This is a genomic window from Comamonas denitrificans (genome assembly GCF_017368815.1).
GTDB lineage: Bacteria > Pseudomonadota > Gammaproteobacteria > Burkholderiales > Burkholderiaceae_C > Comamonas > Comamonas denitrificans.
On sequence record NZ_JAFNME010000043.1, the window covers coordinates 1 to 16268 of the forward strand.

Annotated in this window: 10 protein-coding genes and 4 pseudogenes; 8 read left to right on the forward strand and 6 right to left on the reverse strand. The window is 64.2% G+C overall.

Annotated elements, in window-relative coordinates:
- The coding region (locus J1777_RS13135; RefSeq protein WP_207576148.1) for a transposase at positions 1-881 on the forward strand (881 nt) is incomplete at its 5' end.
- A gap of 107 nt (positions 882-988) precedes the next feature.
- On the opposite strand, the gene J1777_RS13140 is transcribed toward J1777_RS13135, so the two are convergent.
- Together J1777_RS13140 and J1777_RS13145 are read right to left on the reverse strand one after the other, a co-directional pair.
- Positions 989-1291: a hypothetical protein gene (locus J1777_RS13140; protein WP_207576149.1), complete on the reverse strand. Its 303-nt coding sequence runs from the start codon at positions 1289-1291 to the stop codon at positions 989-991.
- A 139-nt stretch (positions 1292-1430) separates the two neighbouring features.
- Positions 1431-2432 (reverse strand): AraC family transcriptional regulator ligand-binding domain-containing protein, encoded by a 1002-nt coding sequence (locus tag J1777_RS13145; RefSeq protein ID WP_139235587.1) that lies wholly within the window; start codon positions 2430-2432, stop codon positions 1431-1433.
- A 159-nt stretch (positions 2433-2591) separates the two neighbouring features.
- Here J1777_RS13145 and J1777_RS13150 point away from each other — a divergent pair, with 159 nt between their 5' ends.
- Positions 2592-4274 (forward strand): FAD-binding oxidoreductase, encoded by a 1683-nt coding sequence (locus J1777_RS13150; RefSeq protein ID WP_054258058.1) that lies wholly within the window; start codon positions 2592-2594, stop codon positions 4272-4274.
- Here J1777_RS13150 and J1777_RS13155 read toward each other — a convergent pair whose 3' ends face one another.
- A complete protein-coding gene (locus tag J1777_RS13155; protein WP_054258057.1) occupies positions 4275-5132 on the reverse strand; it encodes an alpha/beta hydrolase family protein in 858 nt (285 codons plus the stop codon).
- A gap of 142 nt (positions 5133-5274) precedes the next feature.
- Positions 5275-6351: pseudogene (locus J1777_RS13160) on the reverse strand (acetyl-CoA C-acyltransferase); the annotation flags it as partial.
- Here J1777_RS13160 and J1777_RS14405 point away from each other — a divergent pair.
- The 4 genes and pseudogenes from J1777_RS14405 to J1777_RS13180 form a co-directional block, all read left to right on the forward strand.
- Positions 6308-6514 (forward strand): annotated as a pseudogene (locus J1777_RS14405) (dihydrolipoyl dehydrogenase); the annotation flags it as partial. The pseudogenes J1777_RS13160 and J1777_RS14405 overlap by 44 nt on opposite strands.
- A 108-nt stretch (positions 6515-6622) precedes the next feature.
- On the forward strand, positions 6623-8170 hold the full coding sequence (locus tag J1777_RS13165; protein WP_207576150.1) for an IS91-like element ISCR8/ISPps1 family transposase: 1548 nt from the start codon (positions 6623-6625) through the stop codon (positions 8168-8170).
- A 349-nt stretch (positions 8171-8519) separates the two neighbouring features.
- Positions 8520-10499 carry an alkyl/aryl-sulfatase gene (locus tag J1777_RS13175; protein ID WP_207576151.1) on the forward strand — a complete coding sequence of 660 codons (1980 nt, stop codon included), beginning with the start codon at positions 8520-8522 and terminating at the stop codon, positions 10497-10499.
- Between the two features lie 105 nt (positions 10500-10604).
- A pseudogene (locus J1777_RS13180) lies at positions 10605-11144 on the forward strand (YciK family oxidoreductase); the annotation flags it as partial.
- Positions 11145-11800: 656 nt separating this feature from the next.
- Here J1777_RS13180 and J1777_RS13185 read toward each other — a convergent pair.
- Positions 11801-12781: a helix-turn-helix domain-containing protein gene (locus J1777_RS13185; protein WP_207576153.1), complete on the reverse strand. Its 981-nt coding sequence runs from the start codon at positions 12779-12781 to the stop codon at positions 11801-11803.
- A gap of 171 nt (positions 12782-12952) precedes the next feature.
- Here J1777_RS13185 and J1777_RS13190 point away from each other — a divergent pair, with 171 nt between their 5' ends.
- Positions 12953-14629 (forward strand): FAD-binding oxidoreductase, encoded by a 1677-nt coding sequence (locus J1777_RS13190; RefSeq protein ID WP_207576154.1) that lies wholly within the window; start codon positions 12953-12955, stop codon positions 14627-14629.
- Between the two features lie 18 nt (positions 14630-14647).
- Here J1777_RS13190 and J1777_RS13195 read toward each other — a convergent pair whose 3' ends face one another.
- Entirely contained in the window at positions 14648-15505 is an 858-nt protein-coding gene (locus tag J1777_RS13195; RefSeq protein ID WP_207576155.1) for an alpha/beta hydrolase family protein, read from the reverse strand.
- A 184-nt stretch (positions 15506-15689) separates the two neighbouring features.
- Here J1777_RS13195 and J1777_RS13200 point away from each other — a divergent pair.
- Positions 15690-16205, forward strand: a pseudogene (locus tag J1777_RS13200) (dihydrolipoyl dehydrogenase); the annotation flags it as partial.
- Positions 16206-16268 lie beyond the last annotated feature (63 nt).

The window sequence follows — 16268 nt, forward strand, 5'->3', positions numbered from 1 at the left end:
TTCACGCGGCCACCGGCATCGATGCGGCTACCGTGGCCCCAGTGCAGACCACACTGCAAAAACGTATCCTGCGCGCCTTTGTGGGCCGTGGGCTGCTGGAGAACTTCGAGGCAAAAGAGATGCTGGGCTACAAACACAGCGGTTTCTCGGTGGATGCCGGGGTGTGCATTGAATCCCACGACCGTCCAGGCCTTGAGCGGCTCTTGCGCTATTGCGCCCGCCCACCCTTTGCGATGGACAGGCTGCGCAAAGAGGGAAGCAAATTGGTGTACCGCTGCGGCAAGCAGCGCAGCGAACCCACCAGCGACAAGCGCGGTGCCAAGGTTGATGAGCTGCACCTCACACCGCTGGAACTGATCGACCGCATCGCCGCGCTGGTGCCACCGCCACGCACCCACCGGCACCGCTACTTTGGTGTGCTGGCACCAAACTCGCCGCTGAGAGCGGCGGTAACGGCGCTGGCTCAGCCTGCTGCGTCGCAACCAGCCACGGTGGAGACTGCACAACCTGGCGCGGGCGTACCTGGGGTGGCGGCGCCGGGCAACGCGGCCACACCCACACCCGAACCTGAAGCACGCCCGAAGCGAGCGGCGCATTACTTGTGGGCGGTGCTGATTGCCCGCATCTACGAGGCATTTCCGCTGCTGTGCCCCATGTGCGGTGGGCAGATGCGCATCATTGCCTTCATCACCCACAGCGCCGAAATCCGCCACATCCTGAACCACATCGGGGTGGAGTCTGCCCCCCCGCACATCACCCCGGCACGCGGGCCACCGCTGTGGGAGGGCTGCGACGCGCCGGTGGATGATGGTGCGCAAGGCGAGCCGGATTGGGATCTGGCAGCTCAACCCGACGAGGTAGACCAGCGCGTCAATTGGTGACCCAGTGAAGCGGCGGTATCCATCGCTGCGGGGAAGCAGCTGCGCGCGCGCCAGGCCCAAATGCATACTGCCTCCCAAGCTCTTGCCATTGAGCGGCAAGCGAGCGCTCAACCTTCCTTGGCCGAACGTGTTTCGAGGCCCAAAACTCGTGCCATACTTGGCCTCATGCGGTTGAATTTCCTATCCGTCGTGGTGGTGCGGTTGACGAAGAAGCGATAGGGTGAACCGTTGCCGCAGCTGGCGCCGGATGCAGCCGGGGCCTCGATGGCCTCCCACTTGTTGAAGGTGGTGGGTGCGGGGCCGACGTTGCCGGTGGTGTTGGGCACCCATGGCGCAGGCGCCGCCCAGGCCGACGAGGCAACAACAAGGGTCAGGACGCTCAAGGCGCCGTGCACGATCTGGCGGGGCATGACAGTCTCCAGGGTGGACACGCCAGCGCCTGGGCAAGGCAGAACAGGGCGTCTCTTCCAATTGATTTGCCCCACATTCTGGCGACTCGGTTAACGCGCCACATCGGTGCAAACGTCATAGCCCGATCAGGGGGAGGACTTACACCGATCCGCGTGCCCCGCGCATGCGCCAGGCCTGAGGCGTATCGGCCGTCCAGCGCTTGAAGGCCTTGGTGAAGGCGCTCTGGTCGCTGTAGCCCAGCATCATGGCCACTTCGCAGACCGACAGCGCCGGATCACGCAGGTACTGCCTGGCAAGCTGTTCTCGCGTGCGATCCAGCAACATCTGCCAGGTCAGGCCTTGGTCACCCAGTCGGCGCTGCAAAGTTCGCTCCGACTGGTTCATCATCTTCGCCAGCCGGTGCACCGACACCCCACCCTCCGGCAACACCCGCAACAACAGGCGCTGCACGGCCTGGTCAAAATCACCCGGCTCGGGCAAGGCGCGCAACAGGGCTTCAGCCTGCCCATCCAGCAGCGCACGCAAACCGGGCTCAGGGTGCCGCATGGGGATCTGCATGTAGGACACCGGGATCCGCACTCGCGTGTGGGTATCACCAAACACCACAGGGCACTGGAAGAAGGCCTCGTAGCGCGCACGCAGTTCCGAGTCGGCCTCGTGCACAAAACTGATCCGCAAAGGCCTGGGCGGATCGTCTACCTGCCGACTCATGAAGGTCACCAGCGCCCCGATGGACACCTCGTTGAACATGGGCCCCTGTTCGGCCGGTGGCCAGGCGATGTCAACCTCGTCTCCATGCCAACTCACCTGAGCGAGGTTGGCGCCATAAAACAGGCGCTCATACGACAGATAGACGCGCATGGCCTCGCCCAGGTTGTCTGATGCCGCCACCAGATAGCCCAACACGCCCAGGTGACGCGGTTGCACGCCGGCCCCGATCTGCAAGCCCAGTGCCGGCACCCCTGGCCGTAATGCCGCAGCCTGAGCCAGGGCCTCACGCCATGCCGGCAGGGGCACCACGTCGTCGGGCGCGAAGCGAGCCAATTGGGCACGCAGCCTGGGTGCCGTCAAGCCCTCGCGATCCAGCCAATCCGTCAGCAAGCCGGTCCAGGCGCCCGTCACCCTCATCAAACCATTCACGACACGCACTCCGCTGCCTGACATGGCAGTGGTCCGCATTGTCACAAATTATCGAAAAGATGGCGCAGATTAACTATCGAGAAGGCGCTCGCCTGCCTACAGTTGCCATCACCGAGCAGACAAAACAAGATCAGGCCTGACCAGGAAAGGACCCTCCCGATGAACGCCACGCTCTCTCGCCGCCCGCTTCGCCGCTTCTGGGGTTGGGGTGTCGCCTGCGAACACCTCACGCAAGAAGAATCGGCCCGCATCGGGATGATGGTGCAAATGCTGGGTGGGCAGATCACGGATCGCACTGAGCCCCAGGTCAGTGACTTCACGCTGCCTGCGCCACGCATCGCCCCTCCTGCAGCCCTGGCGGCCATGTTCTCGGATACCCCGCTGGACCGGCTCAATCACGCCTTGGGCAAGAGCTACGCCGATCTGGCCCGCATGTGGCTGCGCCAGGTGCCCCATGTACCAGACTGGGTGGCCTACCCCGATGACGAGCAGGCCGTGATCGACATCCTGGATTGGGCCTCGCGCCACAACGTGGCCGTGATCCCTTATGGCGGTGGCTCCAGCGTGTGCGGCGGCGTGGAAGCCGCTGTGGGCAGCAGTTATGCAGCGGCCGTGTCGCTGGACATGGAGCGCCTTAACCGCGTACTGGAGGTGGACCCCACCAGCCGCGCCGCCCGCATCCAGGCCGGCGCGCTGGGCCCGGAGCTGGAAGCGCAACTCAAGCCGCATGGCTACACCTTGCGCCACTACCCGCAGAGCTTCGAGTTCTCGACCCTGGGCGGCTGGATCGTGACCCGTGCAGGCGGCCACTACGCCACGCTCATGACCCACATCGATGATCTGGTCGAAAGCACCCGCATGGTCACGCCATCAGGGGTGTGCGCCTCTCGCCGCCTGCCCGCATCGGGCGCGGGCCCATCGCAGGATCGGATGGTGCTGGGCTCGGAGGGTACGCTGGGCGTGGTCACCGAGGCCTGGATGCGCCTGCAGGAGCGTCCTCGCTACCGCGCCAACGCCTCCGTGCGCTTCACCGACTACAAACAAGGCGTGCAATGCGTACGGGCCCTGGCGCAATCGGGCCTGTACCCGAGCAACTGCCGCCTGCTGGACCCGATGGAAACCGTGTTCTCAGGCGTGGGCGATGGCAGCGCCGCCGTGATGGTGCTGGGCTTCGAATCAGCCGATCACCCGATGAACGAATGGATGAGAAGAGCCCTGGAAGTGGTCCGCGATCACGGTGGCAGCTATGACGCCGAATCGGTTGAGCGCTCGATGCGCGATGACGGAGGCGAAGAGCACCGCAGCGGCACAGCCGGCGCGTGGCGACAGGCCTTCCTGCGCATGCCCTACTGGCGTGACCCTGCCGTGGGCAATGGTCTCATCATGGACACCTTCGAGACCGCCACCACCTGGGACCGCTTCGAGGCCTTCTACAAAGGTGTGCGCAAAGACGTGGCCCAGGCCGTGCAGCAAGCCACCGGTCACCCGGCCTTTGTATCCTGCCGCTTCACGCACATCTACCCGGATGGCCCTGCGCCCTACTTCACCATCGCCGCGCTGGGCAGTGCGCAGGGCGATGTGGCATCCGCTCTGGCCGCCTGGCGCGAGATCAAGCAAGCCGCCAACGAGGCCGTGATCAAGCATGGCGGCACCATCACCCACCACCACGCTGTGGGGCGCGACCATCGCCCAGGTTATGAGCAGGAAACACCGCCCCTTTACCGCCAGATGCTGCAAGCAGCCAAGGCCACGGTGGACCCGCAAGGCATCCTCAACCCGGGCGTGCTGATCGATCCACGGGATCGCCAGGTCGGCATCACCGGCGCATTGGGCAGAACCTGATCAGGCGCAGGCCAGCCCCAACCAGGGCAGGCTCATGCTCCATCCTTTTGAGCCGGTCTTGGGATGGAAGAATTGGAAGTGCCCGACAGCGCGCAAACCGTGCTGCTCGGGCCGCAAGACCTTGAGATCTACCTGCGTGCCGGTGTAGTGGCTGTGCATGGCCTTCACGCCACGTGGACTGGCCATCGTGTCATCCGTGAAAACCACGGCCGTGATGGGCAGCTTCACGCTGGCATAAGCCTGCCGCACGGCTTCGCCTTCGCTGACGACAAAGTCCGGATGGCTGCACCAGCGCTTCCATTGCGCCACCACGCCACGAGGCAAATCGTCCACCGTGCGGATGCGGCGGCCGGCAAAGTAGCCATGCCGCGCCACGCTCAAAGGCACGATCACATGCCAGAAAACACCCATCACATAGCGCAGGGGTCGCGCCACATGCTCGCGATAGCCGCTGCCACTGCCCAGCGTGGCCACACGGTCGATGCGCGGGTGCTGCGGCATCATCCCGAACAGGATGCCGCCCATGCTGTGGCCGAACCAGGTGATGGGCAAACCAGGGTGGCGCTGTGCCACCAGTTCCATCACGGCAGGCGCATCGTGACGCGCCCAGTCCACCAGCCTGGCCTTGTAGCCGACCAGGCTTGGCGGCGCTGACTGCGCCATGCCGCGCCAGTCAAAGGTATAGACGACGCAGCCGTGCTGCACCAGCCAGCTGGCGTAGCGTTCATAGAAGGTCTGAGGCACGCCCAGTGCGCAGGCGATGATGACGGCGCGGCGCACATGGACGCCACCATGTGGTCTGAAACAACGACCAGCCAGCATGTGGCCATCGTCGGTAAGGATATGCAGGGCTTCCATGAAACTTCCAACAGAAGCAAGGTAGAAAAATCACCCACAAAAAAGCCCGCAAGGATCTCTCCATTGCGGGCTCTTGCAGTTCAAGCAGCCATCAATCAGACCTCAACAAGCGCCCGATCAACAGCATGCCTGAAAGCCATCATCACAGGCTGTCGACGCGCTCGAAGATGCCAGCAGCACCTTGGCCGGTACCGATACACATCGTCACCATGCCGTACTTGCCGCCAGTGCGACGCAGACCGTGCACCACGGTCGCAGCGCGGATGGCACCGGTCGCACCCAGGGGGTGGCCCAGGGCGATCGCGCCGCCCATCGGGTTCACCTTGGCGCGGTCCAGCACGTGGCCCTTGCTGTCCAGGTCCTTCAGCACAGCCAGAGACTGTGCAGCGAACGCTTCGTTCAGCTCAACCCAGTCCATGTCCGAAGCCTTCAGGCCGGCGTATTCCAAAGCCTTGGGGATGGCTTCGATCGGGCCGATACCCATGATTTCGGGTGGCACGCCCTTGACGGCGAAAGCCACGAACTTGGCCAGAGGCTTCAGACCGTACTTCTCGCAAGCTTCCTTGGAAGCCAGGATCAGGCAGCCAGCGCCGTCGGACGTCTGCGACGAGTTACCGGCCGTGACCGAACCCTTGGCAGCGAACACGGGACGCAGCTTGGCCAGACCCTCCACCGAAGTGTCAGGACGAGCGCCTTCGTCACGGCTGATGGTCTTCTTGGTGATCGTCACTTCGCCTGTTTCCAGGTTGGGTGTACGCACTTCGATGTCGATCGGCGTGGTTTCAGCGTCGAAGAAGCCAGCTTGCTGCGCAGCGATGGCGCGGCGGTGCGACTCAGTGGCGAAAGCGTCCTGCTCTTCGCGGGTCACCTTCCACTGTTCGGCCACCTTCTCGGCGGTCATGCCCATGCCGTAGGCGATGCCGACGTTTTCGTCGAGGTTCACCACAGCAGGGTTGAACGAAGGCTTGGAGCCGCCCATGGGAACCATGGACATCGATTCCACGCCACCGGCGATCATGACTTCGGCTTCGCCCACACGGATGCGGTCAGCAGCGATCGACACGGCAGTGATACCAGCCGCGCAGAAGCGGTTCACGGTGGCACCGGCCACGGTCTTGGGCAGGCCAGACAGCAGCGCGGCGACCTTGGCCACGTTCATGCCTTGTTCGCCTTCGGGCATCGCGCAGATCCTGGGCGGCGGCATGGTGGGCACCCACGCAGGCGACATGATTGGCGAGATCGCCCTGGCCATCGAGATGGGTGCGGACGCTGTCGACATCGGCAAGACCATCCACCCGCATCCAACCCTTGGCGAATCCATTGGCATGGCGGCGGAAGTGGCGCATGGCAGCTGCACGGATGTGCCGCCTGCGCGCAAGTAAGTCCGCAGCCAAGCTACCCTGCCAAGGCCCGAACTGGCGACGGTTCGGGCCTTGTGCTTTGCGTACCCAAACAATCGCCGCAGAATACTGTGCATTTGTACAGTATTCATGTCAGCCACTTCCAAGCCCAAGCTCTACAACCCACGCCACCCCGAACGCACGCTGCTCTACCAAACGGTAGCCGAGCACTACGAGACCTGGCTAGAGTTGGCCAGCGCGGGTCAGTTCGACGGCCAGGGCGACCACCACACCCCCAAGCCCTTCGTGCGCAAAGCGTTTGCCAAGTATCTTGAGTGCGGCATCTTTGCCCATGGCTTTGCCCGCGCTCGCTGCGGCGACTGTGGGCACGACTACTTTGTAGCCTTCTCCTGCAAAGGCCGGGGAGTCTGCCCCTCGTGCACCACCCGGCGCATGGTGGAGACAGCAGCGCACCTGAACGATCACGTATTCCCCCGCCTGCCGGTGCGCCAGTGGGTGCTCTCCGTGCCCAAGAGGTTGCGGTACTTCATGCAACGCGACGGAGCGGTGCTGAGCATGGTGCTGCGCATCTTTCTGCGGGTGATCGCACAAACTCTGCAGACCCACAGCCCCGGTGCGGCCCATATGGACAAGGCAGGCCTGCACATCGGTGCCATCGCCTTCATTCACCGATTCGGCTCCAGCCTCAATGAACACGTCCACTTCCACGTTTGTGTGGTGGACGGGGTGTTTGAGGAAGTGGAGGGCGAGGGCGATGCTGATGCGACCCCTCGAATCTCATCGCCGGGTGTCATCTTTCACGCGGCCACCGGCATCGATGCGGCTACCGTGGCCCCAGTGCAGACCACACTGCAAAAACGCATCCTGCGCGCCTTCGTTGCTCGGGGCCTGCTGGAGAACTGTGACGCCAAAGACATGCTGGGCTACAAACACAGCGGCTTCTCGGTGGATGCCGGGGTGTGCATTGAATCCCACGACCGTCCAGGCCTTGAGCGGCTCTTGCGCTATTGCGCCCGCCCACCCTTTGCGATGGACAGGCTGCGCAAAGAGGGAAGCAATCTGGTGTACCGCTGCGGCAAGCAGCGCAGCGAACCCACCAGCGACAAGCGCGGTGCCAAGGTTGATGAGCTGCACCTCACACCGCTGGAGCTGATCGACCGCATTGCCGCGCTGGTGCCACCGCCACGCACCCACCGGCACCGCTACTTTGGCGTGTTGGCACCCAACTCGCCGCTGAGGGCTGCGGTGACGGCGCTGGCCCAGCCTGCTGCGTCGCAACCAGCCACGGTGGAGACTGCACAACCTGGCGCGGGCGTACCTGGGGTGGCGGCGCCGGGCAACGCGGCCACACCCACACCCGAACCTGAAGCACGCCCGAAGCGAGCGGCGCATTACTTGTGGGCGGTGCTGATTGCCCGCATCTACGAGGCATTTCCGCTGCTGTGCCCCATGTGCGGTGGGCAGATGCGCATCATTGCCTTCATCACCCACAGCGCCGAAATCCGCCACATCCTGAACCACATCGGGGTGGAGTCTGCCCCCCCGCACATCACCCCGGCACGCGGGCCACCGCTGTGGGAGGGCTGCGACGCGCCGGTGGATGATGGTGCGCAAGGCGAGCCGGATTGGGATCTGGCAGCTCAACCCGACGAGGTAGACCAGCGCGTCAATTGGTGACCCAGTGAAGCGGCGGTATCCATCGCTGCGGGGAAGCAGCTGCGCGCGCGCCAGGCCCAAATGCATACTGCCTCCCAAGCTCTTGCCATTGAGCGGCAAGCGAGCGCTCAACCTTCCTTGGCCGAACGTGTTTCGAGGCCCAAAACTCGTGCCATACTTGGCCTCATGCGGTTGAATTTCCTATCCGTGGCCCATTGGGGCGCCGATGTGCTGGTTGATCATCCGCTGGAACTGCGCGCGGTGCTTGATCGCGCACTGTGCGGCTGCTAGCCGCCACCCCGGCACGGCTTTCTCCAGACGAAAAATTAGTGGTATGATTGCTGCCACATATCCCTGGAGAGCAACGACAATGCAAACCCATCTCCCCCACCTTGCCATGCTCGGCCTGGCACTGATCCTCGGCGGCTGTGGCGACGACCAACAAGCCTCGGCCCGCACCGGCTCGGCGGCCAGCGCTGCAACGGCAGCCGCCAACGGTGCGGTAGCCGAATCACTGCCGCTCGGCGACCAGCAGGACTTCGAGGACGCCAGCCGCGGCCTGATTGCCAGCCAGAAACCGCTCAAGGTCACCGATGCCAATGGCCGGGTCCTGTGGAACATGGAGGACTATGCCTTCATCGAGGGCGACGCCCCTGACAGCGTCAATCCCAGCCTGTGGCGGCAGGCCAAGCTGAACAACATCAACGGCCTGTTCGAGGTGACCAAGGGGGTCTACCAACTTCGCGGTTTCGACCTGGCCAACATCTCGCTGATCCAGGGCAAGACCGGCTGGATTCTGGTGGACCCGCTGACCACCGCCCCTACCGCCCGCAACGCACTGGCCTTCGCCCGCGAGCAACTGGGCGATCAGAAGATCTCGGCAATCATCTTCACCCACAGCCACATCGACCACTTCGGCGGCATCGACGGGGTGCTCAGCGACGCCGAACGCGAACACCTGCAGGTGATCGCGCCCGAGGGCTTCATGGAAGAAGCCTCCAGCGAGAACATCCTCGCCGGTCCGACCATGCAGCGCCGCGCCCAGTACATGTACGGCAGCCGGTTGCCGCGCTCGGCCACCGGGCACGTGGACACCGGCCTGGGCAAGCAGCAAACGTTCGGCGGCGACATCGGCATCCTCGAACCCACCGAGATCGTCAGCAAGACCGGCCAGCGCATCGATGTCGACGGCGTGGAAATGGTCTTCCAGTACACCCCGGCCTCGGAAGCACCGGCAGAGATGACCTTCTACATCCCGCAGTACAAGGCATTCTGCGGCGCCGAGGTGGTCTCCCACACCCTGCACAACCTCTACACCCTGCGCGGCGCCAAGGTACGCGACGCGCTGAAGTGGAGTGGCTACATCGACGAAGCCATCACCCTGTTCGGCCAGGACGCCGAGGTGTATTTCGGCAGCCACCACTGGCCGGTATGGGGCAAGGAACGCATCAACAGCTTCCTCAAGAGCCAGCGCGACACCTACAAGTTCATCCATGACCAGACCCTGCGCCTGGCCAACGCCGGCTACACGCCGAAGGAAATCTCCGCCGAACTCAAGCTGCCCTCCACGCTGGAGAAGAACTTTGCCAACCGCGACTACTACGGCACCGTCAGCCACAACGCCAAAGCGGTTTATCAGGCCTATTTCGGCTGGTATGACGGCAACCCGGCCAACCTCAATCCACTGCCGCCCGCCGAAGCAGGCGCCGCTTACGTCGAAGCCATCGGCGGCGCCGACAAGGTACTGGGCATTGCCCAGCAGTCATACGATAAAGGCCAGTACCGCTGGACCGCAGAACTGCTCAACCATCTGGTGTTTGCCCAGCCGGACAATCAGGCGGCCCGTGAACTGCTGGCCAAGACCTATGACCAGCTCGGCTATCAGGCTGAGTCCGGCCCCTGGCGCGACGTCTATCTGACCGGCGCCTATGAACTGCGCAACGGGCCGCCCACAAAAGTGATCAGCCTCGGCGAGATCGCCCGCCTGCTGGAAGAAACCCCTTTGCCGCTGTTCTTTGCCTCGATGGCGGCCAGCCTCAATGGCCCGCGTGCCGATGGGAAACAGCTGCTGATCAACTTCAACTTCACCGACCTCAAGGAAAATCATGTCCTGCAGGTTGAGAACGCCGTGCTGCACCACCGCATAGCGGCTCCGGTGGCCGGGGCTGATGCCACGGTCAATCTGACCAAACCGCTGTTTCTCAAGCTGGTCACCGGCGGTGCCGGGCTCAAGGACACGCTGTTCTCCGATGAACTGAGCATCGAAGGCAGCCGCCTGTCTCTGCTGGAGTTCTTCCAGCTGCTCGACAAACCGCAGGGCAACTTCAACTTCAACATCATCGAGCCCTGATCCAGCGCAGAACGGCTCAAGCCCCGCCTGAAAAACGGGGCTTTTTCATTTATGATGGCCGCCCGCCACGCACTGTCCGCCCCCGTTTCCAGAGGATTGCCCCGCATGTTTGACTACGTTGCCCGCCCCGACCTGCTTAAAGGCCGGGTCATTCTGGTCACCGGCGCCGGCCGTGGCATCGGTGCCGCTGCCGCCAAGGCGTTCGCTGCCCACGGTGCGACGGTGTTGCTGCTGGGCAAGACCGAAGAAAGCCTCAACCACCTCTACGACGAAATCGAAGAGGCTGGTTACCCGCAGCCGGCAGTCATTCCGTTCAACCTGGAAACCGCCCTGGCGCACCAGTACGACGAACTGGCGGCAATGATCGAGAACGAATTCGGCCGCCTCGACGGTCTGTTGCACAATGCCGCGATCCTCGGCCCGCGCACGCCGCTGGAGCAGTTGTCCGGCGACAACTTCATGCGCGTCATGCAGATCAACGTCAACGCCGCCTTCATGCTCACCAGCACCCTGCTGCCGCTGCTTAAGCTCTCCGCAGACGCCTCGGTCGTCTTCACCTCAAGCAGTGTCGGTCGTCAGGGACGCGCCTATTGGGGGGCTTATGCCGTCTCCAAGTTTGCCTGCGAAGGCTTGATGCAGGTACTGGCTGACGAGGTCGAGGGAATCAGCCGGGGTGGAGTCTGCCCCCCCGCACATCACCCCGGCACGCGGGCCACCGCTGTGGGAGGGCTGCGACGCGCCGGTGGATGATGGTGCGCAAGGCGAGCCGGATTGGGATCTGGCAGCTCAACCCGACGAGGTAGACCAGCGCGTCAATTGGTGACCCAGTGAAGCGGCGGTATCCATCGCTGCGGGGAAGCAGCTGCGCGCGCGCCAGGCCCAAATGCATACTGCCTCCCAAGCTCTTGCCATTGAGCGGCAAGCGAGCGCTCAACCTTCCTTGGCCGAACGTGTTTCGAGGCCCAAAACTCGTGCCATACTTGGCCTCATGCGGTTGAATTTCCTATCCGTAAGGTGGTGGGTGCCGGGCCGACGTTGCCGGTGGTATTGGGCACCCAAGGTGCGGCAGCAGACCAGGCTGAGGAGGCAACAACGAGGGTCAGGACGCTCAAGGCGCCGTGCACGATCTGGCGGGGCATGACAGTCTCCGAGGCGGACACGCCAGCGCCTGGGCAAGGCAGAACAGGGCGTCTCTTCCAATTGATTTGCCCCACATTCTGGCGAGTCGATTAACGCGCCACATCGGTGCAAACGTCATAGCCTGATCAGGGGGCGCGTTTACACCGAGTCGTTGCGCCGAGTCATCGAATGCCGCGTGATCGCCAGGCCTGGGGCGTATCGGCCGTCCACCGCTTGAAGGCCTTGGTGAAGGCACTCTGGTCGCTGTAGCCCAGCATCATCGCCACCTCGCAGACTGACAAGGCGGGGTCCCGCAGATACTGCCTGGCGAGTTGCTCGCGTGTGCGATCCAGCAGCATCTGCCAGGTCAGGCCGTGATCGCCCAACCTGCGCTGCAAGGTGCGTGCGGACTGGTTCATCATCTGCGCCAGCCGGTGCACGGACACCCCGCCCTCCGGCAGCACGCGCAGCAAGAGGCGCTGCACGGCCTGGTCAAAATCCCCCGGCTCGGGCAAGGCACGCAACAGGGCTTCAGCCTGGCCGTCCAGCAGCACGCGCAAACCGGGCTCCGGGTGCCGCATGGGGATCTGCATGTAAGGCACGGGGATCCGCACCCGGGTGTGGCTGTCGCCGAAGGCTACCGGGCAGGCGAAGAAGGCTTCGTAACGCTGGCGCAGATCCGGTGCCGCTTCATGAACAAAGCTGATCTGCAATGGCCTGGGTGGATCGTCCACCTGGCGGCTCATGAAGGTCACCAAGGCGCCGATGGAGACCTCGTTGAACATCGGCCCCTGCTCTGCTGGCGGCCAGGCGATCTCGACCTCATCGCCCTGCCAGCTCACCTGGGCCAGATTGGCGCCGTAGAACAGGCGCTCATAAGCCAGATAGACGCGCATGGCCTCGCCCAGGTTGTCGGACGCCGCCACCAGATAGCCCAGCACGCCCAGGTGACGTGGCTGCACACCCGCCCCGATCTGCAAGCCCAGAGCCAGCTCGCCCGGCCGCAAGGCCGCCGCCTGAGCCAGGGCATCACGCCACACTGGCAAGGGCACCGCATCATCGAGCGCAAAGCGGGCCAGTTGGGCTCGCAACCTGGGTGCGGCCAGGCTTTCGCGGTCCAGCCAATCGGTCAGCAGCCCAGTCCAGGCGCCGGTCACCCTCATCAAGCCATTCACATCCGGTACTCCACTGCCTGCTGTGGCAGTTGGCGGCATTGTCACCAATTATCGAAAAGATGGCGCGAATTAACTATCGATAAAAGGCAAGCCTGCCTACAGTGACCTTCACCGAGCAGACAAATCACAGCCAGACCTTCAAAGCAAAGGACCCGCCCGATGAACGCCACGCTTTCACGCCGCCCACTTCGCCGCTTCTGGGGTTGGGGCGCAGCATCCGAACAGTTGACGCAGGAAGAGACCGCCCGCATCTCGATGATGGTGCAGATGCTGGGCGGGCAGATCACGGATCGACCCGAACCACAGGTTGGCGACTTCACGCTGCCCGCGCCGCGCATCGCACCACCTGCGGCCTTGTCAGCCATGTTCACCGACAGCCCGCTGGATCGACTCAATCACGCCATGGGCAAGAGCTACGCCGACCTGGCTCGCATGTGGTTGCGCCAGGTGCCCCATGTGCCTGACTGGGTGGCCTACCCCGACGACGAACAGGCCGTGATCGACATCCTGGACTGGGCCTCGCGCCACAACGTGGCCGTGATCCCCTATGGCGGCGGCTCCAGCGTGTGTGGTGGCGTGGAAGCGGCCGTGGGCGCGAGTTATGCCGCCGCCGTGTCGCTTGACATGGAACGCCTGAACCGCGTGCTGGAGGTTGACCCCACCAGCCGCGCCGCCCGCATCCAGGCCGGCGCGCTGGGCCCTGAACTGGAAGCGCAACTCAAGCCACATGGCTACACCTTGCGCCACTACCCGCAGAGCTTCGAGTTCTCGACGCTGGGTGGCTGGATCGTGACCCGAGCGGGCGGCCACTACGCCACGCTGATGACGCACATCGATGATCTGGTCGAGAGCACCCGCATGGTCACGCCTTCGGGCGTGTGTGCCTCTCGCCGTCTGCCCGCATCAGGTGCCGGCCCTTCGCAAGATCGCCTGGTGCTGGGCTCGGAAGGCACGATGGGCGTGGTCACCGAAGCCTGGATGCGCCTGCAGGAGCGCCCCCGATTCCGCGCCAATGCCTCGGTGCGCTTCACGGACTACAAACAAGGCGTGCAATGCGTGCGGGCCCTGGCGCAGTCTGGCCTGTATCCCAGCAACTGCCGCCTGCTCGACCCGATGGAGACCGTGTTCTCTGGCGTAGGTGATGGCACCGCAGCCGTGCTGGTGCTGGCATTCGAGTCAGCGGATCACCCGATGAATGAATGGATGCGCCGCGCGCTGGAACTGGTCAGCAGCTACGGCGGCAGCTATGACGCCGAATCGGTCGAACGCTCGATGCGCGATGAAGGTGGAGAAGAGCACCGCAGCGGCACCGCTGGCGTCTGGCGACAGGCCTTCCTGCGCATGCCCTACTGGCGCGACCCGGCTGTGGGCAACGGCCTCATCATGGACACCTTCGAGACCGCCACCACCTGGGACAAGTTCGAGGCCTTCTACAAAGGCGTTCGCAAGGATGTGGCGCAGGCCGTGCAGCAAGCCACCGGCCACCCGGCGTTCGTATCCTGCCGCTTCACACACATCTACCCGGATGGCCCAGCGCCCTACTTCACCATCGCGGCCTTGGGCAGCGCACAGGGCGATGTGGCATCGGCTCTGGCCGCCTGGCGCGAGATCAAGCTGGCCGCCAACGAAGCCGTGATCAAACACGGCGGCACGATCACCCACCACCACGCCGTGGGGCGCGACCACAGGCCAGGCTATGAGCAGGAAACACCCGCGCTGTACCGCCAGATGCTGCAAGCCGCCAAGGCCAGCGTGGACCCGCAAGGCATCCTCAACCCGGGCGTGCTGATCGACCCGCGCGATCGGCAGGTTGGCATCACAGGCGCCTTGGGTTGAGGCCGAGGCTGCGCACCATCAGGCGGGCGACAAGCCCAGCCAGGGCAAGCTCAGGGCCCAGCCACGTGGCCCGGTCTTGGCATGAAAGAAGTTGAAGTGCCCGACAGCACGCAAGCCTTGCTGCTCGGGGCGCAACACTTTGAGATCCACCTGCGTGCCCGTGTAATGGCTGTGCATGGCTTTGACGCCACGCGGGCTGGCCATCGTGTCATCGGTGAACACCACCGCCGTGATGGGCAACTTCACGCTGTCATAGGCCTGCCGCACGGCCTCGCCTTCACTGACGACAAAATCCGGATGACTGCACCAGCGCTTCCATTGCGCCACGACGCCGCGCGGCAGATCGTCCACAGTGCGGATACGGCGCCCGGCAAAGTAGCCATGCCGGGCCACGCTCAAGGGCACGATCACATGCCAGAAGGCACCGATCACATAACGCAGAGGCCGAGCCAGATGCTCGTGATAACCGCTGCCACTGCCCAGCGTGGCCACCCTGTCGATGCGAGGATGCGCGGGCATCATGCCGAACAAGATGCCGCCCATGCTGTGACCGAACCAGGTGATGGGCAGACCAGGATGGCGTTGCGCGACCAGTTCCATCACGGCAGGGGCATCGTGGCGCGCCCAATCCACCAGCTTGGCCTTGTAGCCGACCAGGCTGGGCGGCGCTGACTGCGCCATGCCACGCCAATCAAAGGTATAGACGACGCAGCCTTGCTGCACCAGCCAGCTGGCATAGCGCTCGTAGAAGGTTTGCGGCACGCCCAATGCGCAGGCGATGATGACGGCGCGGCGCACATTGACGCCGCCGTGTGGCCTGAAGCAACGGCCTGCCAGCATGTGGCCATCGTCCGTGAGGATGTGCAGGGCTTCCATGTTCTTGTCTTGCTCGGTTTCTTGACCGTTTATTGAAATAGTTAGGGGGCGCGTGTTGGTCTGGCTTGGCGTGGCTGAGCTTGGGGCGTACTTCGGTATGTTGTGGCGCGACCTGAGGGCGCGGGTGAGCGTTCTCCGCTCCTGACGCGGGCCACCACCGTGCCACGCCACCTTCACCTCGTACATCGTGGGCCAGCCCATGCTGGCGCACAAGGCGGTGCACGAGGCACACGTGGCGGCCGAGGTCATCGCGGGGGAACTGCAGGGCAACAAGGAGCTGGCATCCGCCGCCTTCAACGCCCGCGTGATCCCCAGCGTGGCCTACACCGACCCCGAAGTGGCTTGGGTGGGCCTCACCGAAGACCAGGCCAAGGCCCAGGGCATCAAGGTCAAGAAGGGCCTGTTCCCGTGGACGGCCTCCGGCCGCGCCATTGCCAATGGCCGCGACGAGGGCGTCACCAAGCTGCTGTTCGACGATTCCCCCGAGGCCCATGGCCACGGCAAGATCCTGGGCGGCGGCATGGTCGGCACCCACGCGGGCGACATGATCGGTGAGATCGCCCTGGCCATCGAGATGGGTGCGGACGCTGTCGACATCGGCAAGACCATCCACCCGCATCCGACGCTGGGCGAGAGCATCGGCATGGCGGCGGAAGTGGCGCATGGCAGCTGCACGGATGTGCCGCCTGCGCGCAAGTAAGTCCGCAGCCAAGCTACCCTGACAAGGCCCGAACTGGCGACGGTTCGGGCCTTGTGCTTTGCG